The following is a 25,027-nucleotide window of genomic DNA, read 5'->3' as shown; positions in this document are numbered from 1 at the left end:
ACTCGACCGTAGGGAGATTTTGTTCTTTCTGTTTTAAGGTGTATTAACAGGGGGATTAACACCCGTTGGATCTGTAACGGGTGGATTTGGTGGATTCGTAACTGGTGGATCCGTAACTGGTGGATTCGTAACAGGGGGCTTTGTAACGGGCGGACTCGTAACAGGAGGTATAAATTGACTTGAAAAGGAATCAACTGCTGTTGGTAATACATAATCTGAGTCTAACAGTGCAGCATTATTATAACTCCTCCTTATAAAAATTCTTGTTTCAATATTTCCAGGTGACGTAGACTCTGAGGCAAGAACATAGTTGCCATTAGGGCCTCTGGTAACTTTAGCCAGAACATGGATGCTATCAAGTGTTGTAGGTTGAGTTCCGTCAATAAATAGTTCAGAGTATACTCTATTTCCTCTTGGGTCCGAATAAGTTAAATCTGTTGGTATATCACCAGAATCCTTTGATACAGAAAAGTCGGATATACCAGAAGGCCGCTCTACTTCCTTAACTGGAAGATTGATATGGGCTTCTTTCATAACATTTCCCCACAGCAAGGCGGCAGTATTACTACCCATTCCTTCAATTTTAGCTCCATCATCTGTTCCAATCCAAATAGCTGCAGAATAATAAGGAGTTAATCCAACAAACCATAAGTTTTTTGAATCAGAAGAAGTACCAGTTTTACCTCTAACAGGCATATTACCGAAATTAGCATTTGGACCAGTACCATCTGCACTTACAGGTCCTTGTAGTAAATCATACATTATATAAGCACTTTGAGGTGATAAAACAGTTTTTGGGTCATATTTTGTTTGAAGTATTATTTTACCACTTCTATCAACTACTTTAGTGTATAATCTTGGAGTAGATCTCATTCCATTGTTACCAAAAACACCATATGCAGCGGCCATAGTGAGAGGATTAGTTCCCTTATAACTACCACCATCTAATTGACCCAGTGCCATAGCAGACATACTTCTCTTATCAGTTTCATCTAATTGCAATCCGAATTTTTCGCCATAAGAAATACCAGTCTTAAGACCGATCATATCCTCAATTTTCACGGCAGCCACGTTAACTGAATGCTTTAAACAATCTCTTAGAGTTAAATATCCATAATATATATCAGGAGAATTTCTAGGATTATAAGGAGGGTCACCTGGAGCACCATATTTTTTTCCTATTTCTTCAGGTACAGGTGAATCTTCAATAATTGTAGAAGCTGTAGCAATTTTTGAATCAATAGCTGGACTATATACGGTTAGTGGCTTAATGCTTGAGCCAGGAGCCTTTAAGAAGTCACTAGAAGCAGCTCTATTATAAGACATAGGACCCTCAACGCCACGGCCGCCTATAATAGTTTTAACTTCACCTGTACGATAATCCATGATAACGCAAGAAGCTTGGATATTTGCTTGTTTAAGGTTAAGGTTACCATCTCTAGGAAATATATAATCATAGCTGTTTTTTTTATTTGACGCAACAGGGTCATCAATTATAGCCTGTGACTTAATTTGCATAGATCTATCCATAGTTGTAGTGATTTTTAAACCGTCGTACATAAGCATGGAATAAGCCTCTTCTTTGTTAATATTTAATGTCTTCATTAGATCCTCAGCAACCTGAAGGATTACAGGTCTAGAAAAGGACTCAAAGTCCATCTTATTTGCGTCTTTTATTGAAAAATTAAATACTAGATTTTCAGCCATAGCTGAATCAAATTGATCTTTGCTGATTTTATTATATTTTAGCATGTTTTCAAGAACAGCTTTTGTTCTATTTGAAACAAAAGCTTCTTTAGATTTAGATGCTTTATATGATAAATTATAAGAAAGACTAGGATTTTGTGCAGCGCTAGCAATAAAAGCACATTGTTTTAAAGACAAAGCCCCAACAGATTTGCCGAAATATTGCTGGGAGGCGGCTTCTACACCGTGAGCTTTTCCGCCTAAAAAGATAGTATTAATATAAGCCTCTAAAATTTGGTCTTTGGTCAAAACCTTCTCTAGCTTTAGCGAAAGAGAAATTTCTTGGACTTTTCTTTTTATCGAAGTTCTGTTTTCTATAGAATCTGCTAAAAACATTCTATATTTAACCAATTGTTGAGTTATAGTTGAAGCGCCTTGGAGACTCGCGCCACTACCGTGTATTTTTATTTTTATATCATTTAATACAGCTCCACCCAATCTTTTTATGTCAATACCAGGGTGGGTATCAAATCTAGAATCCTCAATACTTATAAATGCATCCTTAAGGACTACTGGAACTTTATTAATAGATATATTAGTTCTTCTTTCTGAGGTAATGTATTCATCCATATACTTTTGAGAATTGTCATATAGTGTTGAGGGTTCATCTAATTTTAAAAATTCATTAATATCTAATTCGGGAGCCGTCTTAACCATAGCTACAACTACTCCTCCAATAGCTACCATGGCTATTAATGCTATAGATAGAATTGTTAAAAAAATGCTTTTGAAAACTTTCTTACCAGTTGATTTCTTCTTCTTCGGAGTAGTTTTTTTATCTTTCATTCAATATCCTCCTCGTATTTATCTGGAGCGGATTATAATTATTAATTTCCAGGTCTTATTGTAAAACTTATATTATCTAAGTAGAATTAACTTTTAATATTATACCATATAAATATACTAATATAAAATATCCATTTTGATACACTATTTAATTCTGTAGCTTAAAAGAGTTACATATAATAACATATAACCTTAAATGGAGGTAATAAATATTAGAAATAAGTTTAACAATAAGATTAAAACTAGAGTATTATTAATTATAACCATAATTATTATAAATTTTACAATGTTCATATATATTTTTGATAAAATCATAATGCCAACTGTAATGGCTGTGGCAGATGCAGAAATGAGAGCAAAAGCTACAGAAATTGTTAATAAAGCAATTATAAACGAATATTCCAAACAGTTTAACTACGATGAAATTATAAGGGTTGATAAAGATGCGCAGGGAAATATTGTAATGCTAAAAGCAGATACTTTAAAAATGAATAAAATAGCCTGTGATGTTGCTCTAGAATCCCAAAAGGAACTCTTGAAATTGGGGGATATCGGCATCAAAGTCCCTATAGGTTATATCACAAGAAATAATATTTTATCTTATTATGGTCCATGCATAAACATAAAAATGCAGCCCATAGGCCTTGTAGAAACTAAATATTCTTCGGAGTTTGAAAGTGCAGGTATAAATCAAACGAGACATAAGATCTATGTTAAAGTAAAAACCACAGTTAGAGTAATTATTCCATTGAAAAGCAATGATATTGAGGTAGCTAATGAAATACCAATTGCTGAAACTATTATAGTGGGAAAAATACCCAATACTGCAATTGGGTTAGATTTAAATGGTACAGGTTTTAAATTGGGCAATAGTGGTGAGAAGTAACATAAATATAAAAAAGCACGTTATTAAACGTACTTTTTTTTATTTCTAATTATATTTTGTCAATAATTCGCAAGGAAGATGCTAAAAGAGCTTAAGCTTCCCAATTAAACACGTAGGGTATATTTCTATAATAGTCTCCGTAATTTAATCCATAACCCACAACAAAAAGATCTGGAATTTCAAAACAACAATAATCTGGTATTATATCAATTTTTCTTCTTTCATGTTTATCTAAAAGAACACAAGATTTAACAGAAGCAGCTCCAAGGGATCTAACCCTAGTCATAATGGAATTCATAGTTATGCCTGTATCAACAATATCATCCACTATTAGTACATCAAAGCCAGAAATATTATCTGGAATGTCATTTATAATATTAACTGTTCCACTTGACTCTTCGTCTGCACCATAGCTTGAAGTTGTCATAAAGCCTATTTTTGTAGGCACAGTGATTTGACGTACAAGATCCGCAGTAAATATGAAACTACCGCGGAGTAATGAAAGAATATATAATTTTTTTCCATCATAATCTTTGGATATTTCTGCGCCAAGTTGTCCAACTCTTTCATCAATTTGTTCTTTAGATATAAGAATATTTATTTTTTTATCATCCAATGTTAATCCCGCCCTCATTATATATTTACAATATTGATTCAATAGTATAAAATTATAGGATAGTTGTCAAGTATAAGAATAAGAAAACTTGTTAAAATATTATTAGAATGGAGTGATTTATGATGATATATGGAAATATTGATGGTGTTAAGAATTCAATTTTAAATAAATTAGAAACTGCTTGTGATATAAGAGTTTCAAAAGATTGCATTTTATCTGAAGAATTAGTAGATATATTAGTCGAGGTAACACAAGATTTAAAAAGAGAAGTCAGTGCCGCAATTGATAGAAAAGGTAAAATAATTAGTATGGCAATTGGTGACAGTAGCACAGTTGAACTGCCTATTATTGATATAAGAGAAGGACGGTTATCTGGAGTTAAAATAGTACACACTCACCCAAATGGAAATTCTAGATTATCTGCTCTTGATATGTCAGCACTAGTAAAACTAAAGTTAGATTGTATAGTGGCAATTGGAATATCAGAAAAAGAAGACTTAAAATATAATGTAGGTTTTTGTGGAATAGAAAATAATATTTTAGTAGAAGAAGAAATAGGACCCATAAGCATAGATAAAGTAATAGAATATGATATCATAGACAAAGTTAAACATATAGAAAAATTAATGAAGACAAGTGAAATCATTGAAGATGATGTAGAAAGAGCTATCTTAGTGGGTATAGAAAGTGAAGAGGATTTAGTAGAACTTAGGGAACTAGCAAAGGCATGTAATGTAGTAACTGTAGAGATAATTCTGCAAAATAGACATAAAATAGATCCAGCCTTATACATAGGTAGTGGTAAAGCAGAAGAAATTGCGGGTATTAGGCAAGCATTAAGAGCAAACGTAGTTATTTTTGATGATGAATTATCTGGCTCTCAAGTTAGAAATTTGGAAGAAGTGCTTGGTTGTAAGGTTATAGACAGGACTACATTAATATTAGAGATATTTGCACGAAGAGCAAGAACTAGGGAAGCAAAAATTCAAGTTGAACTTGCACAATTAAAATATAGGTTACCACGTTTAACAGGACTTGGAACTATGCTTTCAAGAACAGGCGCAGGAATTGGCACAAGAGGTCCTGGAGAGAAAAAATTAGAAATAGATAAAAGAAGAATACGCGAAGGTATTTTTGATTTAAATAAAGAATTAGAAAAAATAAGAACCACAAGAAATGTACAAAGGGAAAAGAGAAGTCGCGAAAGTATTTCAAAAATATCTTTAGTTGGGTACACTAATTCTGGAAAATCAACACTTAGAAATGTATTATGCGATGTAGCCTCACTAAAAAGTGCTGTTCAAAAAGATAAAGTCTTTGAAGCAGATATGCTCTTTGCAACCTTAGACGTAACAACAAGAGCATTACTATTACCTGATAATCGTGTGGCAGCAGTAACAGATACTGTAGGTTTTATAAGAAAACTTCCCCATGACCTGGTGGAGGCCTTTAAATCTACATTAGAAGAAGTTGTATATTCAGATTTATTGATGCACATAGTAGATGTATCCTCAAACACTGCAGAGCTACAAATAGAAGCTGTAGAGGTGGTTTTAACAGAACTTGCGGCAATTGATAAGCCCATGATATTGGTGTTAAATAAAATTGATAAAGCCTCTCAAGAAAACATCCTAAAGATTAAAGAAAAATATAAAAATTTGAAATGCATAGAAATATCAGCTAAGTATGGTACAAACTTGGAAGGGTTACTAAAAGAAGCTTGTGAAGATCTTCCATATACACTTAAAAAATTTAATGTGCTTATTCCATATACTGATCAGTCCATGGTGGCATATTTGCATAGAGGTTCTAAAGTGGAATCAGAAGAATACAACGAAGAGGGAACACTTATGACAGTACAAGGGGACAATGAAGTTTACAATAAGTGTGAAAAATATATTTTAGTATAGGTTAAACTGAAATATATGTTGCAATGGATAAAGTTGTATTATTGCACTTATTAAAAAAATTAAATAAGTGTAATAAAATTTGTGGCTAGATTATATAATTAAGTGTTAGGTCTATAGCATTTATCATAGGATTTAGGAGTAGATATGGGAGAGGATAAATTAAATTCAGATAATGAAAAGAGGAAAAATAAAAAATCACCTTGGCAAGATGACAACCAATATCAAAAAAAAATTATAGATGATATTACTCAGCAATATAAGAATATTTATGAAGATGCATCTATGCAACAACCAGTATCTGATACTAGTGACACAACAAACTGTTTTGATATTAAATCCTTGGCAGATAAGGCTGTAAACATAAATATTTTAAGATATGAAGTAGATAGGTTACAACTAGATTTTAAAGCAAAGGCATATTTTGAAAATGATGTAAAACCACTAATAGACACTCTGTACTCTTTAGCTATTGCATCTACTAGTTATTCAAATGCTGCAAGTAATTTGGCAAATACAAATTTTGGACGTAGTTCAAAAATAAAAGATGCCCTAAATTTAGTTGAAGGGGTTAATGAAATTTCTGAAGATTTAATTAAAGTATTGAAATGTAAAATTGATAATATGCTGAAACTCTCAAAGTATGATTGCAAATGATTTTTTATAATATTAAAGAGAATCAAGGTTACTTTGACCCTGATTCTTTTTATTTTATTCACTAGGAAATTAAGGATTATTATTATGAAAACTGGTAAAAATAAATATAACATTGAATTTGGAGGTAATATCATGGAAAAAGTGTGTCCGGTTTGTAATAATTTAGAAAGAAAAATTTGCAAGTGTGAAAAGTGTAGTGCTATAATGAAGGATAAAGGAATAATACAAGAATATTTTGATGATTACAGTGCTAATATGGAGATTAATGACCATGATAAGTTCTGTGTGCATATATATCAGTGCAGTAATTGTAATTTTTATGAAAGAATTAAAATTAAGAAAATATTGATTTAGGAAAAATACTTTTAAGGATACTAAAGCACATTAAAAATTGGGGGTAACGTGAATGAAAAAAACTATTTTACAATATCAAAAGGCCTTTAATAGCGTAGTAGATAGAATAAAAATTGATGAATCTGTTTTATCAGTAATGGTTTTTGGAAGTATGGTGACAGGAGATTTGTGGGAAGAATCAGATATTGATCTTTTCGTAATTGTCAAAGAGAATTTCGAGAAAATTAGAGACATACATACAGAAGAAAAGGACGTTCCTGTTCATATTAAACTCATGGGTAAAGAAAAATTTATACAAATTTATTCTGACAATCTAAAGGGCGGATATATACATAGAATTTTTTCATCTTCAAGATTAGTATTCTCAAAAGATATGGATATAACAGTAAGGTTTGACGGTGGTAGATTTTTCCCTGATATTGATAGAGAGCGTTGGGGTATGTTTTTTTTAGGAAAACTTTTAAAAGATATGGGAGTATGTAAAAAGTATTTATGGAGCAATGGTATATATACCTCCTACACTACTGCTATAAGATGTATAGAAAAGTATTCAAGGCTATTTGTTAATTCATCAGGGTATATGATTAGTAAGGATGTTCTGGCCATGGCCATGAATCTAAATGAAGATTTTAAACAATGCGTTGATAAATTATTTTTTGAAAAATCAAACTTGGCAGAAACAATTCAAGAAACTATGACCTTTTTAGAGAAAAGCATCAATTCAAGTATTAAGAGTAATTGTAGCTTACTTTTAAACTATATGAGAGAACAAGATAAGTTTTTAAGTGCTGAGGAAATTATGGCAGAGGATTTGTTTGTGGATTTTAATATAGACATGGAAGAATTACTTAATAAACTTTGGGAAAGAGACATTATCAAAAAAGAAAGTAGAGATTTCAAGATAGAAAAGGATAAAACCTTATTTAAACAAAATGTTTATTTTGTTTAATAATTTTGAAATAGATAGGTATAGATATGGAGAAGTATGAAATTGAATTTAGCCAAGACATTCCCAAATACATAGAAATATCAAAGTATATAAAAAAAATGATTGATAAAAATAACATTTTTGATGGTGAAAAATTACCCTCTATAAGGCAATTAGCAAAAGCATTGATGGTTAATGAGGTTACCATAGTTAGTGCTTATAAAAAGCTTGAGGCTGAGGGCTATGCTTATCAAAAGATGGGCAGCGGAACTTATGCTAAGAGAAGAGATACAAACATAAAATTAAAAAAAGAATATTCAAACACCTTAAAAAAAATCTCTGGAAAAGACCTTAAAATATATGTAGATTTTACAGGAGAAATCACAAGTAGTGAGTTTTTCCCAGTAACAGTATTTAAAGATGTATTAAATGAAGTATTAGATAGAGATGGTGCAGAAGCTTTTGCCTATAAGGAATCTTTGGGGTATGAAGGCCTTAGAAATAGTATAAGCAGTTTTTTTTGGGACAATAAGGTAAGTACTGAAGATATATTGATTCTTTCTGGTGCACAACAGGGTATTGATATAGTGTCAAAATCTATAATAAATGTTCATGATAATGTGGTTGTAGAAAAGCCAACCTATGGTGGTGCGCTAACGGTTTTTAAATGGAGAAGGGCTAATATATTTGAAGTTGATATCCTAGAAGATGGTATAGATTTAAGTCAATTTGAAGAAATACTAAAAAAGAATAGAATAAAATGTTTTTATGCCATGAGTTATTTTCAAAATCCTACAGGAGCAACCTATAGTTTGGAGAAAAAGCTAAAAATATTAGAACTTGCAGAGTGCTATGATTTCTATATTGTTGAAGATGATTATTTATCTGAGCTAATATATGACCAAAAGCAATATAAGAGTTTTAAGAGCTTAGACAAAAATGACAGAGTTATTTATATCAAGAGTTTTTCAAAGATATTTCTGCCAGGAATAAGACTAGGATATATGATATCACCAGAGAAATACAAGGAGCACATTCAAAATTCAAAAATTAACACAGATATATCAACTTCAAGTCTTATGCAACGTGCTCTAGATTTATATATAAATAAAGATCTTTGGAAGCAGCATATAAACTATCTCAATATGGCGTATAAAGATAAATATGACTTTATGATAAATTGTATAGATAAATATTTAGGCAAAAAAGTTAGTTATTTTACTCCTGGAGGCGGAATTAATTTTTATTTTAAAATAGATGAAAATTTGAAAATCAATTCTATGGATTTATTTTACAGTTGTAAGAATAAAAAAGTTCTAATTACACCTGGAGTTTTATTTTATAAAAATGCAGAGCAAGGCAACAATTATTTTAGATTGAGTTTTTCAGAATTAAAAAAGCCTGAAATAGAAGAAGGAATTAAAGTTATCTCAGAGATACTTGAAAAAATACCCAAAAGATAAGGAGAGAAGATTTTGAAAAAGGGATTAGTTGACATTGACTGGCAATGCATTAGCACATATTCAGAGGAAGAAATATCCTATTTCTTATTTTTAGAGGGCAAAACAATGGAAGCCATATGTAAAATAAGAAATTTGGATAATGCCATTGTGCAAAAACATATTATAGATGGTAAAATAAAATATAGATTTTTAGTTAAAAGCAATGACCCTTCTGAACTTTTCAAGAGCATTGCGGTGGCAGGAAAAGAAGATAAAATTCATTTTTTAAATTCAATGAGCGAGGATAATAAAAATAAATTAACCCAATTAATAAAAATTACTTATGGGGAGATGTATCCTAAGGACAAAGAGGCAGCAGTTTGGATTTTAGGAGAATTAAAGGAAATATCTTGTTTAGATATTTTAGTAAAAGCTTCTGTTAATAAATCCATAAATATACGCAGAATGGCAGTTTCTGCAATGGGGAAACTTGGAGATGAAAGAGCCGAAGTGGCATTACTTAGATCCCTTACCGATGAAAATCCACAAGTGATAAGTTATGCAATAAAATCTCTAGGTAAAATAAAAAGTGAAAAAGCTATTGCAAAGATAAAATACTTACAGGATAACACAGACAAAAAATACATAATAGATGCTGCACAAAGCTTCTTAATACTTATGGAGCAAATATAGAAGAAAACTAGAGACTAACCTTGAATTTACTCTAGAAGATTTATGCAATGACGGGAGAATTTATATGAGCTATTTTACGATAAAAGATGAATCAAAAGCTGAATTTAAAGAGAAAAAGTCCATTTTCATTGGCCATGGCAAAAGAGTTGAAACCGAAGATGAAGCTAAGGAATTTATCCAAAATGTTAAAAGTCAGCACAAAGAAGCTAGGCACAATGTTTATGCCTATATAATCGGTGAAAATAGAATGATACAAAGATATAGTGATGATGGGGAACCTCATGGTACAGGAGGAATTCCTATGCTAGAAGTTTTAAAAAAGAGCGATATTACAGATGTAGTTGTAGTAGTTACAAGGTATTTTGGAGGGATTCTTCTTGGCACTGGAGGGCTTGCAAGAGCATATTCTAAAGGTGCATCCCTAGCTATTAAAGAAGCCGGAGTAGTGGAGAAGGTTAAAGGTATTCCCTTAGAGATAATAATTGAATATGATTTACTTGGTAAGTTGCAGCATGCATGTGCGGAAGGGAACACCCATATAGAGAATATAGAGTATACTGACAAAGTGAAAATTAAAATACTCTGTGAGTTTTGCAATCTAGAAAAATTACAGTCACAAATAACAGAAGTTACTTCAGGAAAAGCACTGTTTGAAGAAGAAGAGCACAAAATGTACTTTAAATTAGAAAACAGATTATATGAATAATATGTGGGTATATCACATCCTTTAGTTAATTGTAAGAAAAGTGTAAATACTTTTCTTCTTTTATTTGAAAAGTGTTTTATTCGATGATATAATGGGAAAGTAATGTGTTTATAACTAATTCATAGGATTATTACTATTTATTAGGAGTGATTGGAAAAATTTCATACATAAAATAGTTAGGTGGGAGGAATTTCAAATGTCGGGACATTCAAAATGGCATAACATTCAACAGAAAAAAGGTAAGGTAGATTCTAAAAGAGGTAAAGTATTCACAAAAATAGGTAAAGAGTTAATAATGGCAGCTAAATTTGGTGGTTCAAGTTTAGAAATTAATGCTAAGCTTAGAGACGTAGTTGCAAAAGCTAAATCTAATAACATGCCTGCAGATACAATAACTAGAGCAATAAAAAAAGGTTCTGGTGAGCTTAATGACATAAACTACGAAGAAATAGTTTATGAAGGTTATGGAGCAGAAGGTGTTGCTGTAGTAATTAACACACTAACAGATAAAAAAAATAGAAGTGTAGCAACTGTAAGGCATGCTTTTGATAGATGCGGTGGAAATATGGGAGCCACTGGTTGCGTAAACTGGATGTTTGCTAAAAAGGGACAAATTATAATAGAAAGAAAAGCAGATATGGATGAAGATGAAATCATGATGCTAGCTCTAGAAGCGGGTGCAGAAGATTTTAATGCAGAAGTAGAAATGTTTGAAATTATCACAGCTATAGAAAACTTTGGAGCAGTAAGAGAAGTGCTCGAAGCGGCAGGTTTTGAATTTGCTTCTGCAGAGATTACAATGATACCAGATAATATGACACCTGTTAGCTTAGAAGGTGCGGCTAAGGTACAAAGGCTTATAGATATGCTTGAAGACGATGATGATGTGCAGGATGTTTATCATAATGCAGAGTTCCCTGAGGAGTTTGTGGGATAAGGGCTTTAGAGGTAATCGTATTATGGTATACATGTGAGAAAATCGTTAGATGATGGTATACGAGTAAGTTGATGTAGTTCAGTTATGGAGGTACCATTTGAACACCTTATTATATTGATAATTAATCAATATAATAAGGTGTTTTTTTGTGTTAATAAATGAAGTATTAAAAGAATTTATATTTAATTATGAGGTAAGAAAAAATAATCAGAGTTTTTTTAACTACATTGAAGAAGAATTTAATATTACTGAACTAGAAGAATTTTCTCATTTACATATTAAACAATATTTTCGATTTTTAATAGATAAAGGACTTAAAGAAACTTATGTAAATGGAGTTTTGAAGTCAATGAGAGCATTTTTTTTATATACGGGAGAAATATCTGGAAATACTTGTCCTTTTCACTTTCCGGTATAGTCGCATCCGTGGTGATCTCCTACGCTTATTAGTACCTTTTTATGAATGGCTATAACTTAATCTAGTCTACGGTATGTGAAGTGTCGACGTTCGCCATAAGGAACTGCAGTCTAGAGGTGGGGGTGTTACTAGATCCTATACAATTATATGTAATTTGGGTTAAAGTGGATACAGTGAAGCAATAGACAAGCAGAAATAATAATGTATATATAATGTTTATCATATGAAATCTAAATTTGATGAGAGTATACAATTAAACAATAAGATATGATAAAATATTCTTACATATTAAAATGTAAGCAGAAGGTAAAAAATAAACGGACTTAAATATGTATTATTAATACACGTTATGGAACATGAAGAGTTGGCGAAGAAGCTTGGTGTTAATCATATATTGATAACCGAGTAGCAGGAAAAAGTGACATGGCTCAAGAATATAACAAAAACCTTATGGATATCTTCAATGTACCTATTCGATACTTTAACGAAGAATTAACTGAAGAAAACATAAAATATATCTTAGAACATAGTAAAAATGTGTTGTTATAACGGGGCTTGAGTATGTGCTAAATATATATGAGATGTAGAATAAAGATTTCGCAGAGATGCTTGGTATTAATAAACAAATCATCAATCTTGATAAATAAAAAAATCAGCCAAATTTCAAGTGCTTTAAGAAAAAATAGAAAAGAAAACTGTAATATAATTTAGGGGAGGAAATTTAGAGTGGAAAGAATAGTGTTATCAAGGTGAGAAATATGGAAAAATTTAAAGAATATATAAAACGTTATCTACTATTGATAGTTGCATTGTTCATTATGGCGTTCGGAATTTCTTTGTCAACAAAAGCCAGATTGGGTACAACTCCTATTTCAAGTGTACCATTAGTACTAAGTTTAGGACTACCATGGTCTATGGGTAAAATCGTTATTGTCATGCAGGTGGTTTTTGTTGTCTTGCAAATTGTAATTTTACGACGAGAGTATCAGCCTTTGCAATTATTGCAGCTTGTTGTGGCATTTATCTTTGGATATTTTACAGATTTTACATTGAATCTTGTATCTGACATGCAAATCCATAGTTATCTTGTACAATGGCTCGTTTGTATTGTGAGTATTTTTGTGGTTGCGTTGGGTGTGTTTTTGGAGATAAAAGCTAATGTTGTAATGCTTGCTGGTGAAGGTTTAGTAAAGGCCATTGCCCAAAAGACACGTAAGGATTTCGGGAAAATAAAAATGTGCTTTGATAGCACATTGGTTATTATCAGTGTTAGTGCATCTGTATATATGTTTCACGAATTAAAGGGTGTTCGTGAAGGTACTATTGCAGCAGCACTATTAGTTGGAAATGTTGTAAGTTATTATAACAAAAGATTAAACTTCATTGGACTATGGTTCCAGGGGGCAGAAGAAAAACTGAGTAACTAATACATGATTCTTCACAGTCGCTATATAATAGAAAAAAAGATAGCATAGAAATTAAGCATAATCTTTAGTTTCATCAAAGACAAAGACATATCATTATTATATTGTTCAGTTAAAAGATAACATTTAAAAGAGAATAATTTGATTTGAGGTGAACAAATGAATAAAGAAGATTCTTTAATAAAAATAAGTAGCAGGAGTTATTATAACTCCTGCTACTTTGTTTGCTATAATATATGTTATTTTAGGGGCTAATTATTATGTAGATTAATAAATTAGATATAAGTAATGCTAGTTTAGAAAAAGATGAGTGGGAATTAATAAAAGATTTTTAGAAATAGGCCTATGGAAAAAAATTAAAATATGTGTGAGATATATTTCACAAATATAAAAAGCAAGACTATTATATATAATGTATTTAATGTATAATTTTGGTATAATGTAATTACAACAAAGTTTAAGGAGGAAAATATTAATGAGTAAAATGGTAAATTGTAAGGCATGTAACAAAGAGATAGCAAAGGGTGTTAATAAATGTGTTCACTGTGGCAAAGACCAAAGAAACTTCTTTTCTAAACATAAGTTTTTGACTGGAATTTGTGCAGTAGTATTATTAGCAGGCATAGGAGTGGCAGGACATGATAAACCTACATTAGTAAAACCAAATGATACAGCCGTTAAAACAAGTACAGCGGTGGCTGAAAAGGCAGTGGCTACAGAAACAAAATCCAAAGAAGCTAAAGCATTTAAAGTTGGTGACACCGTAAAATTAACAAATTTGCAAGTTAAAGTTAATAAAGTATCTATTGTAAAAGGCGATGAGTATACCAAACCAGCAGAAGGTAATGAGTTCTTTGCAGTAGATTGCACAGTAGAAAATATATCCCAAAAAGAACAAGCAATATCTTCTGTTATGATGTTTAAAGTTGTAGATAAAGATGGAAGAGCTTATGAAATGTCTATAACAGGAATGGTTGTAGCAAAAGCTGGTCAATTAGATGGAAGTATTGGCGTAGGAAGAAAAATAAGTGGGGCATATGTTGTAGAAGTGCCAAAAGGTACAAAGGGATTAGAACTAGTATTTGATGCAAGTTTATTCTCATCAGGGCAAGTAATTGTTAAACTGAACTAAATTAGTAAAATCTATAAATCAAATTAAAAGGCTTAATGTAGAAATATATTGAGCCTTTATTTTGTATCAGTTTATGGTTTAGATAATTGAATATATGGTTTAATGTTGATATATATGATAAAATTGGTAGTGAGGGTTAGCTAAATGAAATTAGAATTTTATCTAAAGTAGGCTTTGGAGGAAATATAGTTTTATTTATATGTTCTATTTTAATTATTGTTGGATTTGGTATTATACCTTACTTAAGTTAGTAATCTCAATTGTAAATGACATAGATGGGATATGTCAAACTTGTATTTTATGATGAAGTTTAGTTAGAAAAATTTTGAGGGAGAGTGATATACAGATGAAGTTTATAGATATAGAAAATTGGGAAAGAAAAAATCATTACAATTATTTTAAACAACTTGATTACCCTCATTTTAATATTTGTGGGAATGTTGATATTACAGAGTTTTATAGATTTATTAAGGAAAAAGAGAATCCGTTTTTCCTATCAATTTTGTATGTTGTTACAAAAGCAGCAAATAGCATAAAGGAATTTCGTTATAGGATAAGAGAAGATAAAATAGTTGAACATGAAATTGTCAGTCCTTCTTTTACAGTAATGGCTCCAAATGAAGTATTTAGTTTTTGTACAGTTAAATTTATAGATGAATTTAACGAATTTAAGATTAATACATCAAATGAAATAGAAAGAACAAAAAATAATGTAAGTATCGGAAATGAACCAGGTCGGGATGACCTCTTATATACTACAAGTATTCCATGGGTTTCATTTACCAGCATAACTCACCCAATTCAAATGAAGCCTGTTGAGAGTGTCCCAATAATAGCATGGGGTAAGTACTTCGAGGAAAATGGAAGGATAAAGTTACCACTATCTGTTCAAGTACATCACTCACTAGTAGATGGAGTACATGTTGGGCAATACTTTAATAAAATTCAAGAAATTTTAGATAATCCCGTAAAGTATTTTCATTGAAAGGAGAGTGCTTATATGAGATATACAATGACTGATAATTAATAATGTAAATGTTTAATTTAAACAACTGAGGTGAATAATGTATAATTATATTATATTTGATATTGATGGTACAATTTTAGATACCGAATTTGCAGTTCTTTCATCACTTCAAAAATTAGTGTTTGAAGAACTTAATAAAAATTTTAGTTTTGAAGAATTAAGATTTGCTTTAGGTATTCCAGGAGAAGTAGCATTAAATAAACTTGGAGTAACTAATCTTTTAGAGTCTAATGATAAATGGAATAAATATTTAAAAGAATATCTTAATCATGTGAAAGTTTTTGATGATATTAAGGATACTTTAATTAAATTAAGCGAAATAGGAATTTTAGCAGGTATAGTTACGTCGAAGACTAAACAAGAGTACATAAATGATTTTGTTCCCTTTGGGTTAACTGATTATTTTAAATTAGTGGTTTGTGCAGATGATACAGAAAAGCATAAGCCTAATCCTGATCCAATTTTAAAATTTATTGAACTGTCAGGGGCAGATAAATCTAAGGCTATATATATCGGCGACACTAAATATGATATGGATTGTGCATTTAGTGCTGGTATAGATTTTGCATTAGCGTTATGGGGTGCTAAATCATCCATTGGAATTAATGCAAATTATATTTTTGAAAATCCTAAACAAATATTGGAACTTACAAAAGTTTAACTATCAACATGATATAAGAAACAGGACTTTTATAAAATGTTCAAAACAAGATTGGATTGAAAAACTTGCAGAATATGTTTTGAAAAATCAAGAAAATGGAATTATCTATGATTGGAACAAAGATTATGATAATTTAGACAGTGAGGAAGCTGTATTAGGCATATTATATAATAGCTTTAAAAATATCTGAGTAAAATAATTAAAAAAATTTATAATACAGTACATTTTCTTATACATCAAACGACTTATCTTAAATGGATGAGTCGTTTTTTATATCACCATATCACCAATATTATCTAACGGAGCATAAATAAAGTAATAATATGTATTATTATAGAAATATGGTGATGTTAAAATATGTATATCATGCTATAATTTATATATGGCTAGGTAGAAGTCGTCATATAAGACTCAGATAATTTATATTAATAACATTATGAATTTTTAGGGGGTATTTTTCATGTTAAAGCATACTGGAACAAAAATAATAGAAACTCAAAGACTTATATTAAGACAGTTTAAAGATGAAGATGCTGCAGATATGTTTAATAATTGGGCATCTGATAATGAGGTTACAAGATATGTCTCTTGGCAAACTCACAGTGAGATTGAAGTAAGTGAACAAGTAGTTAAAATGTGGATTGATGAATATGGTAGCCAAGAAAATTATAATTGGGCAATAGAAATAAAGGAAAATGGAAGTGTAGTTGGTTCTATTGGACTTATGAATATAGACAATAATATTGAAAACTGTGAGATTGGTTATTGCATAGGTAAGGCCTTTTGGAACAAAGGGATAACAACTGAAGCTTTTTCTGCGGTAATTAATTTTGCATTTAAAGAAGTAGGGTTTGAACGTATAACCGGACGTCATAATGTTGATAATGTAGCCTCTGGACGAGTTATGGAAAAGTGTGGTTTAAAATATGAAGGTACTTTAAGAAAGATACATAAGATTAATACTGGTTCACTAGTAGATTGTAAATATTATTCAATATTAAAGGAAGAATATGTACCAGATGAAAGGAGAAAAAAGAATGGAATGTAAGATAAAAAATATATCTATAAATTATGAAGTAATAGGTAGTGGAAAACCAATTATTATGATACATGGCTCTCACGTAGATCATAGATTAATGACAGGATGTATGGAGCCTATATTTAATAATCGAGATGGATATAAAAGGATATATATTGACTTACCAGGGATGGGAAAAAGCAAAAGTGAGAATTGGATTATAAATTCAGATGTAATGCTGGATATCTTAATTAGGTTTATTGAAAAAATCATTCCAAATGAGAGTTTTTTACTTGCAGGTGAATCCTACGGTGGATATTTAGCAAGAGGAATAGTACATAAAATGAAAGATAGAGTAGAGGGGTTGTTCCTATTATGTCCTTCTATTATAGCTGATTCTAAGAAACGCAATATTCCACCACATATTATTTTAAAGAGAGATGATGAACTGTTATCACAACTTGAACCATCTGATGTGGAATGTTTTTCTTCGATACATGTAGTTCAAAGTAAAGAAGTTTGGTACAGGTATAGAGATGAAATTTTACCTGGATTAAAAGTGGCAGATAATGATTTTTTACTTAATCTTCAAGAAAATGGATATGCGTTTTCATTCGATGTAGATAGGCTAAAAAAAAAATTTAACAAGCCGACTCTTATGCTGCTCGGACGTCAAGATTCAAGCGTAGGTTATAAAGATGCTTGGAGTATTTTAGACAACTATCCAAGAGCAACTTTTGCTGTGTTGGATAGAGCAGGACATAATTTGCAAATAGAACAGGTAGAACTATTTAATTCATTAGTTGCTGAATGGATTCTAAGAATCGATGAGTCATAGTATTCTCAAATTTTGTCATAAAGAATTTTAAAAACAGGAGGACGTATAAGTATGAAAATATTGATTTTAGGAGCAAGTGGATATTTGGGAAATACAATATATAAGAAACTCAAGGAAGGTAGTAATGATGATATTTATGGAACTTGCTGCAACTCGAGTAATCAGGAACTTCTAAAAATTAATGTATTGAATAAGTTAGATATAAAGAAAGTACTTTCATTTAAACCAGATATAATTATTTGGAGCATTTATGATGTAAAAAAAGAAATGTCCTTATCCCAAATAGGTATAAATGAGATAATTAATGAAATTTCTGAAGATGTGCGCTTAATTTATGTTTCCACTACAGTTGGAGAAGGAAAGCAGCAGGCTGAAAATATAATTCCTCATAAACGTATGCCTGATGAGTACTTTTCAAAGTACATTAACGGTAAAATTGAAGGGGAAAGTATAGTTAGAAAGCATCCTAATTATGTAATTGTAAGGCCTGGTAGTATATATGGTTATGACTATGATGGTAAAATGGATTCTAGAATGAAAGGATTGCTTGAAATTTCAAAAACAGGTAAAAGATGTTCAAGAACAGCAAATATGTATGCCAGTTTTGTTAATGTATGCGATCTTGCAGATGCTATAATCGAACTTGCATATAGCAATTTTATAGGAATCATAAATGTAGCAGGAGAAAGGGCAGTAAGTCATTATGATTTCAATATACATTTAGCAAGATTAATGGATATTGATAACAGTTTTATAATACCTGATTATAAACAAGATGAGGTATATCATAATATAAATAACGACAAAAGAAAACTTTTACTCCATACTTTAGTAAGAGATATTTGAACAATTGTTAGATGTTCCCATGACTTATATTAATCTATACCAGTTTAAAAAACATCTTTTATTAACATTGGTGACACTAAAAGGATATATAATTATATCTAATTATTAGAAAATATTAAAAATTTATTACAATTTGTAAGAATGATTGATATTTAGGAAATTATGTTATAACATTAACATGCTTAAGATTTAATAACAAGTAACTGAACTTGTAAATTTAAAGGAATTATTTAATTTATATGAACCTACAAATGGGCTTGAATCCAACAGGTTATTTTTTAATTGGTGGTGGTTTAGATAATAATGAGAATTATGAAGACAATACTACATTTCTAATACTATAAATTTAATATTGGAGTGAATAAATGTTTAAATTAATTTCAAGTAGAATAAAATCAAATTTTTTACATTATTTTCTAGTATTTATAGCATATGTTACTGTTTTGCTAGTCATCTCATTTGGAGTTTATTTTGTTAATCTTAGCAAAAATATCACTTTGGATTGGACAAATGGTGAAATCAATCACAAAAAGTTAATTTCTGTAAATATTAGTAATTCAAATAGTATAGATTATGATAAATTAGTAAATGTACTAAAAAAGTATTCAAAAACAATAGCTATAAGAATAAATGGATTAACAGAAACAATACCAAGTAATGGTGCTGAATGGCAAGTTCAACTTCAACCGGTATTATTTACACAGAATCCAGAATGGATTCCAAAGATTAATAAAGGAAGATATATAAAACCAGATGAAAGTTGCTCAAAATCTAAAATTGCGGTTATTGGTGCAGGAGTAGTCGCTAATAAACTAACTAATAAACTAGATAATACTATAGTAATAGGCGGAGAAAAATTTAACGTTATAGGTGTTGTAGGTAAACTAACAGAGAATTATACTAATTATTTAGGAAGTGTATTTATTCCATTAGAATCATTACCTGATAAAAACAAAAAAGAGATAAAAACAATTGAAATATATTTATTAAAAAATAATGGAAATCCTAAAAATGAAATGAAAGCATTATTAGTTGATTTAAACAAATTATCAAATGTAAATGTAAGTGAAGTTGATATGAATGGCCAATTATCCGATTTTTATAACAAACTATCTATAACTATATTTGCAGGATGTTTAATTATACTAATATCAGTAGGTAATATAAGTATTCTAATATTTTATTTAATGTTAAAAACTAAAAAATTCATTTTAATAAGTATTGCACTCGGTGCAACAAAAAAATTAATTTGGAAACAGATTTTTATCGAACTTATTTTAATATCAGTATGTTCTATAATTTCCGCATCAATATTGACTAATTTGTTAACTCCATTTATTAAGCAGAACTTTACAATGATTCTGAATATAAAAGAGTTACAGTTTAGTAGTTTTAATATTATAGTACCCTCTTTGGCAACTATAGTGATGAGTTTTTTAATATCAATAATGAGTGTGAGAAAATTCTTCAGGTTAAATCTTATAACAGAATTAAAAGGAGAGTAGTATGTGGAGATTACGAATAATACTTAAATCTATATCAAAACAAGGTGTAAAATTTAAATTAGTTTTTTTTCAACTTATCATAATTTTTATATCTTTAAATTTTGCATTTACCTTAATAAATAAAAATTTAGACTTAAAATACAGTATTGATAAATTAGTTGATAAAGATAAGTCAGTAATGATTGGACTTTCAGTACCTTCAATTGATAAGGATCCTATAAATTCAATTGACCGAATTTATGAAAAAATATCCCGAAATAAAGTGGTTAATAAAATAGGTAGCTTTCATATGAATAAAATTAAAATTAAAAAAGAAGAATTTAATGCGATTTATTTAAATAGAGGTGCCTTTGATCTCTACAATATTAATGTTTGTAAAGGCACTATTGATCTTTTTAATTATAAAAAATCTAAAGATGAAATCCCAATTGTTATTAGCAATGATTTATCAAAAAAATGGAGTTTAGGTAGTATATTTACTCTGGAAATGCTTCAAAATAGTAAACTAATAAATTTAAAATTTAAAGTTGTAGGAATAACAAATAGTAGTGCTGTTTTTTGGAATTCTAGAAATGGTGGTCAACCATCCATTAATACTTTAAAAAATTCTCTTATTATACCATTTGATAAGCAGTACTTTTATGATAATGGAATAAATTTTACAATGAAAACTGGGCATACAATTGTATCAGTAAAGAAGAGTCAAGACTTAAAACAATTTACTACTGATTTTTCTAAATTAAATAACAATTCAAACTTTAAATATATTGAAATTAATGATTTGATAACTCAAATATATGAAGAGAGTAAGCCTTGGATTACATTATCGCTAACATTTGCGGTTTTATTATCCGTTTTATCATTGGTAGGATTTGTGGGTATAATGACTAATTATATTACTTTTAGAAAGAGAGAATATGGAATCAGATTTGCTTTAGGATCAACAAGTAAGGAATTATCGAGGTTAGTATGTGGAGAATTTCTAATTGCATTGATTATAACTAATCTAATCTCAATTTTCCCCATAATTATTACAAGCTATATTTTTGGTATGGATTTAACGATATCTTTAATTATTAAATCTATTTTCCCTTCTTTTAGTATTTCGCTTGCTATATTAGCTATGACATTTTTTATATACAAATCTTATATATTGAAGAAAAATATCGTTGATTTGATTAGGGGGAATTAATTTTGAGTTATATAAAATTAACAGAAGTCGTAAAAAAATATGGAAATGGAGTGGAAACTCTTTATGCGTTAAATAAGGTTAATTTAAGTATAGAAAAAGGGGACATGCTAGCCATTCTAGGAACATCAGGCTCTGGAAAATCTACATTATTGAATTTGATTGGATGTCTAGACAACAGTACTAGTGGAAAATTTGAATTTGAGGGTAAAGATATTACAAATTATAATGATAAAGAATTAGCTATAATAAGAAACACTAAAATGGGATTTATATTTCAAAATTTTTCTTTGATTACAGAATATAATGTTATTGAAAATGTTGAAGTACCCCTTATATATAGAAATCTACTTTTAGGTAAAAGTAAACAATTAAGCAAAACTGAGATAAAAAAATTGGCAATAGAGTCTTTAAAAAAAGTTGGTATGGATGAGTCTATAAACAAAAAAATTACTCAATTGTCCGGTGGACAACAGCAAAGAGTGGCAATAGCAAGAGCTTTGGTTAATAAACCAGATATAATTTTAGCAGATGAACCAACAGGTGCATTAGATAAAACTAATAGTTTAAACATCATTAACATATTAAAAAGTATTAATGATACAAGTAATACTACAGTAATTTTGGTTACTCATAACGAACAACTTACAAGCTTTTGCAAAAGAACTATTATAATAGAAGATGGTATTATTGTAAAACAGTAATTATATAAGTATTTCCCATATATAACAATAAATAAATAGATTTTATGTAGAAATATGCTATAAATTTTACGGTATTTAAGAGTTAGCTCAATCATGCACAAATTTATGCTCAAGTGAATAACCTATTAACATAGCTATTTAATTATTGGAGGTTATAAGTGGGATATTATGTTAGGGTAGAACCAAATGTAAAAATCTATGTAGAGGATCTTAACCCAGAGGGAAAGAATACAATCTTGTTTCTACACGGTTGGCCTGGAAGTCATAAGTTGTTTGAATACCAGTTCGATCAGCTTCCCAAGATGGGATACAGATGCATTGGGATAGATACTAGAGGATTCGGTGATTCAGATAAGCCTTATGGAGGTTACGACTACAATCGCTTGTCAGACGATGTTAAATGCGTGGTTGACACGTTAAATTTACATGATTTCACACTCGCAGGACATTCAACTGGTGGGGCTATAGCTATTAGATACATGGCCCGTCATAAGGGACAAGGAGTATCTAAACTTGCTCTTTTTGCAGCTGCAGCTCCTAGTCTTATAAAGCGTCCCAATTTCCCATACGGTTTAGAAAAAGAAGATGTAATCAAAATTATTCAGGGAACATATACTGATCGCCCTAAAATGCTGAGCGATTTCGGTAATATATTTTTCTTTCAGCATATAACTAAAGCCTTCTCTGATTGGTTCTTCCAATTGGGATTACAGGCAGCCGGTTGGGCAACTGCGGCCATTGCAAAAACTTGGATAGATGAAGTACTGTTTTCTGATCTAAGAACTATAAACGTTCCAACTTTAATTATTCATGGTATTCATGACAAAGTGGTTCCATTTCCACTAGCTGAAGTACAAAAACAAGGTATTAAAAATTCAAAACTTATACCATTTAAATACAGCGGTCACGGTTCTTTCTATGACCAACGTGACAAATTTAACGAAGAATTAGTAAAATTTATTGAAGAATAAGACTTTACCAACTTAGAGCGTCTTAATAAAAATATGAAAGCAATAGTTAATTTAAAAACCGTATTATTCTGAAGTGTGAATTTTACGGTTTTTTTATGCCGTAATACAAAAAAGCACATCATAAACTACGGTAAGAATTTATTTTAAAGGGCTTTTCTTCCTGAGATTTCACTAGTAAATTATAAAGTTCTGGTGTTAAAAAAAATAACCTATAGGAACGTTTAATGCTTCTGCAATTTTTCTAGTATACTATTATATTGAAATTAGTATGATATATATATACAAAATACTGTTAGATTTAAATAATTACATTATTACTTAAAAAAACGTATACATTGATAAATTAATATGATAGAATAACAACATAAATATTATAATTTTCTGAATATTGTAGCATTATGTCGAGACTATCTGGAGCAGAAACAATAGTAATTGCTTTATAAGTTTATAATTAATTCTCTGTGAAATCAGAGAGTTAATATATATAAATAAAACATTTCAGGGGGGATTTTTTAATGATAAACCAAAGACTTGATAAGGTTCTAAAGATTATGAGCGAAGAGGAAATACCTCAAATGATAGTTTCTGACCCAGCAGCAATATTTTATCTTACTGGAAAATGGATTTTTCCAGGAGAGAGAATGCTTGCACTGTATATTAATTTAAATGGAAACAACAAATTATTTATTAATGAGTTATTTCCTATAAGTGAAGATTTAGGTGTTGAAAAAATATGGTTTAATGATACTCAAAGTCCAGTGAAAATTCTTGCAGACAACATTGATAAAGAAAGCCCAATGGGTATAGATAAAAACTGGCCAGCACATTTCTTAATAAAATTAATGCAATTAAAGGGCGGAAGCTCATTTGTCAATGGATCTGAAATTCTTGACAGAGTAAGAATGTGTAAGGATGAAAATGAAAAAGAATTAATGAGAGCAGCTTCAAAATTAAATGATAGTGCTATGGGCGAAATGATAAAACTTGTGCCTGATAAGCATTCTGAAATAAAAATGGGGAAATTACTTGGCGAAATGTGGGATGAAATGGGAACTGAAGGCCATTCCTTTGATCCAATTATAGGATATGGTGAAAATGCAGCAGACCCACATCATGTAATGGATAACTCAACAGTAAAGCCAGGAGATAGTGTAGTTATTGATATCGGCTGTAAAATGGATTCATACTGCTCAGATATGACTAGAACTGTTTTCTACAAAAGTGTATCAGACCATAGCAGAGAAGTTTACGAAATTGTTAAAGAAGCAAACAGAAGAGGAATTGAAAAAGTTAAAGCCGGAGTTAGATTTTGTGATATAGATGCAGCAGCTAGAGACTATATAACAGAAAAAGGCTACGGAAAATACTTCACTCATAGACTCGGACATTCAATAGGTATTGAGGTTCATGATTTCGGTGATGTTTCTTCCGTTAATACAGATGTTGTTCAGGTTGGACAAATATTCTCCATAGAACCAGGTATTTACTTGCCAGGATACGTAGGAGTACGTATAGAAGATTTAGTTATAGTTACTGAAGATGGCTGTGAAGTATTAAATCATTACACAAAAGATTTAATTATTGTAGAATAGAATATTGGGTATTAGATTTATGTATAATGTATACATTTTTATCG

Annotated in this window: 25 protein-coding genes; 23 read left to right on the top strand and 2 right to left on the bottom strand. The window is 30.1% G+C overall.

What is annotated here, in order from left to right:
* Positions 1-33: 33 nt before the first annotated feature.
* Positions 34-2,532: a transglycosylase domain-containing protein gene (locus tag G9F70_RS13570; protein WP_164946198.1), complete on the bottom strand. Its 2,499-nt coding sequence runs from the start codon at positions 2,530-2,532 to the stop codon at positions 34-36.
* A 196-nt stretch (positions 2,533-2,728) separates the two neighbouring features.
* Between G9F70_RS13570 and yunB the strand changes: the two genes are divergently transcribed.
* A complete protein-coding gene (gene yunB / locus G9F70_RS13565; protein WP_164946197.1) occupies positions 2,729-3,418 on the top strand; it encodes a sporulation protein YunB in 690 nt (229 codons plus the stop codon).
* Positions 3,419-3,509: 91 nt separating this feature from the next.
* Here the strand turns inward: yunB and hpt are convergent, their stop codons facing one another.
* Positions 3,510-4,034, bottom strand: a complete 525-nt coding sequence (hpt, locus tag G9F70_RS13560) for a hypoxanthine phosphoribosyltransferase (protein WP_125003160.1) — start codon at positions 4,032-4,034, stop codon at positions 3,510-3,512.
* A 122-nt stretch (positions 4,035-4,156) separates the two neighbouring features.
* Between hpt and hflX the strand changes: the two genes are divergently transcribed.
* The 22 genes from hflX to G9F70_RS13450 all read left to right on the top strand — a co-directional run bounded on the left by hflX (position 4,157) and on the right by G9F70_RS13450 (position 24,983).
* Positions 4,157-5,944, top strand: a complete 1,788-nt coding sequence (hflX, locus tag G9F70_RS13555; protein ID WP_164946207.1) for a GTPase HflX — start codon at positions 4,157-4,159, stop codon at positions 5,942-5,944.
* 144 nt (positions 5,945-6,088) lie between these two features.
* Positions 6,089-6,598, top strand: a complete 510-nt coding sequence (locus tag G9F70_RS13550) for a hypothetical protein (protein WP_164946196.1) — start codon at positions 6,089-6,091, stop codon at positions 6,596-6,598.
* A gap of 132 nt (positions 6,599-6,730) precedes the next feature.
* Positions 6,731-6,952, top strand: coding sequence for a hypothetical protein (locus G9F70_RS13545; RefSeq protein WP_164946195.1), 222 nt, complete (start codon positions 6,731-6,733; stop codon positions 6,950-6,952).
* Positions 6,953-7,004: 52 nt separating this feature from the next.
* Positions 7,005-7,901, top strand: coding sequence for a nucleotidyltransferase domain-containing protein (locus G9F70_RS13540; RefSeq protein WP_164946194.1), 897 nt, complete (start codon positions 7,005-7,007; stop codon positions 7,899-7,901).
* A gap of 26 nt (positions 7,902-7,927) precedes the next feature.
* Positions 7,928-9,343, top strand: coding sequence for a PLP-dependent aminotransferase family protein (locus G9F70_RS13535; RefSeq protein WP_164946193.1), 1,416 nt, complete (start codon positions 7,928-7,930; stop codon positions 9,341-9,343).
* A gap of 12 nt (positions 9,344-9,355) precedes the next feature.
* Positions 9,356-10,015, top strand: a complete 660-nt coding sequence (locus G9F70_RS13530) for a HEAT repeat domain-containing protein (RefSeq protein WP_164946192.1) — start codon at positions 9,356-9,358, stop codon at positions 10,013-10,015.
* Positions 10,016-10,079: 64 nt separating this feature from the next.
* Positions 10,080-10,721: a YigZ family protein gene (locus tag G9F70_RS13525; protein ID WP_164946191.1), complete on the top strand. Its 642-nt coding sequence runs from the start codon at positions 10,080-10,082 to the stop codon at positions 10,719-10,721.
* 196 nt (positions 10,722-10,917) lie between these two features.
* Positions 10,918-11,658 carry a YebC/PmpR family DNA-binding transcriptional regulator gene (locus G9F70_RS13520; RefSeq protein ID WP_164946190.1) on the top strand — a complete coding sequence of 247 codons (741 nt, stop codon included), beginning with the start codon at positions 10,918-10,920 and terminating at the stop codon, positions 11,656-11,658.
* Positions 11,659-11,806: 148 nt separating this feature from the next.
* Positions 11,807-12,076: a hypothetical protein gene (locus tag G9F70_RS13515; RefSeq protein ID WP_164946189.1), complete on the top strand. Its 270-nt coding sequence runs from the start codon at positions 11,807-11,809 to the stop codon at positions 12,074-12,076.
* A 758-nt stretch (positions 12,077-12,834) separates the two neighbouring features.
* Positions 12,835-13,503, top strand: coding sequence for a YczE/YyaS/YitT family protein (locus G9F70_RS13510; protein ID WP_187353000.1), 669 nt, complete (start codon positions 12,835-12,837; stop codon positions 13,501-13,503).
* Positions 13,504-13,975: 472 nt separating this feature from the next.
* Positions 13,976-14,632, top strand: coding sequence for a DUF4352 domain-containing protein (locus G9F70_RS13505; protein ID WP_224617578.1), 657 nt, complete (start codon positions 13,976-13,978; stop codon positions 14,630-14,632).
* Positions 14,633-14,978: 346 nt separating this feature from the next.
* A complete protein-coding gene (locus G9F70_RS13500; RefSeq protein WP_164946188.1) occupies positions 14,979-15,617 on the top strand; it encodes a chloramphenicol acetyltransferase in 639 nt (212 codons plus the stop codon).
* 79 nt (positions 15,618-15,696) lie between these two features.
* Positions 15,697-16,320: an HAD family hydrolase gene (locus G9F70_RS13495; protein WP_164946187.1), complete on the top strand. Its 624-nt coding sequence runs from the start codon at positions 15,697-15,699 to the stop codon at positions 16,318-16,320.
* Positions 16,280-16,510 carry a hypothetical protein gene (locus tag G9F70_RS13490; protein ID WP_224617576.1) on the top strand — a complete coding sequence of 77 codons (231 nt, stop codon included), beginning with the start codon at positions 16,280-16,282 and terminating at the stop codon, positions 16,508-16,510. Before G9F70_RS13495 ends, G9F70_RS13490 begins: the two co-directional genes overlap by 41 nt.
* Before the next feature lie 270 nt (positions 16,511-16,780).
* Positions 16,781-17,368 carry a GNAT family N-acetyltransferase gene (locus G9F70_RS13485; protein ID WP_164946186.1) on the top strand — a complete coding sequence of 196 codons (588 nt, stop codon included), beginning with the start codon at positions 16,781-16,783 and terminating at the stop codon, positions 17,366-17,368.
* Positions 17,358-18,176 carry an alpha/beta fold hydrolase gene (locus tag G9F70_RS13480; protein ID WP_164946185.1) on the top strand — a complete coding sequence of 273 codons (819 nt, stop codon included), beginning with the start codon at positions 17,358-17,360 and terminating at the stop codon, positions 18,174-18,176. The genes G9F70_RS13485 and G9F70_RS13480 overlap by 11 nt, the downstream gene beginning before the upstream one ends.
* Positions 18,177-18,227: 51 nt before the next feature.
* Complete coding sequence (locus G9F70_RS13475; protein ID WP_164946184.1) at positions 18,228-19,022, top strand: sugar nucleotide-binding protein; 795 nt, start codon at positions 18,228-18,230, stop codon at positions 19,020-19,022.
* A gap of 365 nt (positions 19,023-19,387) precedes the next feature.
* A complete protein-coding gene (locus G9F70_RS13470; protein WP_164946183.1) occupies positions 19,388-20,527 on the top strand; it encodes an ABC transporter permease in 1,140 nt (379 codons plus the stop codon).
* A 1-nt stretch (position 20,528) separates the two neighbouring features.
* A complete protein-coding gene (locus G9F70_RS13465) occupies positions 20,529-21,719 on the top strand; it encodes an ABC transporter permease (RefSeq protein ID WP_164946182.1) in 1,191 nt (396 codons plus the stop codon).
* Positions 21,720-21,721: 2 nt separating this feature from the next.
* Positions 21,722-22,420: an ABC transporter ATP-binding protein gene (locus G9F70_RS13460; RefSeq protein WP_164946181.1), complete on the top strand. Its 699-nt coding sequence runs from the start codon at positions 21,722-21,724 to the stop codon at positions 22,418-22,420.
* 158 nt (positions 22,421-22,578) lie between these two features.
* Positions 22,579-23,391 (top strand): alpha/beta fold hydrolase, encoded by an 813-nt coding sequence (locus G9F70_RS13455; protein ID WP_164946180.1) that lies wholly within the window; start codon positions 22,579-22,581, stop codon positions 23,389-23,391.
* A 515-nt stretch (positions 23,392-23,906) separates the two neighbouring features.
* Positions 23,907-24,983 carry a M24 family metallopeptidase gene (locus G9F70_RS13450; protein WP_164946179.1) on the top strand — a complete coding sequence of 359 codons (1,077 nt, stop codon included), beginning with the start codon at positions 23,907-23,909 and terminating at the stop codon, positions 24,981-24,983.
* Positions 24,984-25,027: the final 44 nt, after the last annotated feature.

Source organism: Clostridium sp. FP1, assembly GCF_011065975.2.
In the GTDB taxonomy this organism is placed as follows: domain Bacteria; phylum Bacillota; class Clostridia; order Clostridiales; family Clostridiaceae; genus Clostridium_AD; species Clostridium_AD tagluense.
Note: the sequence above shows the minus strand (reverse complement) of the source record. Positions and strands in the feature narration are given on the sequence as shown.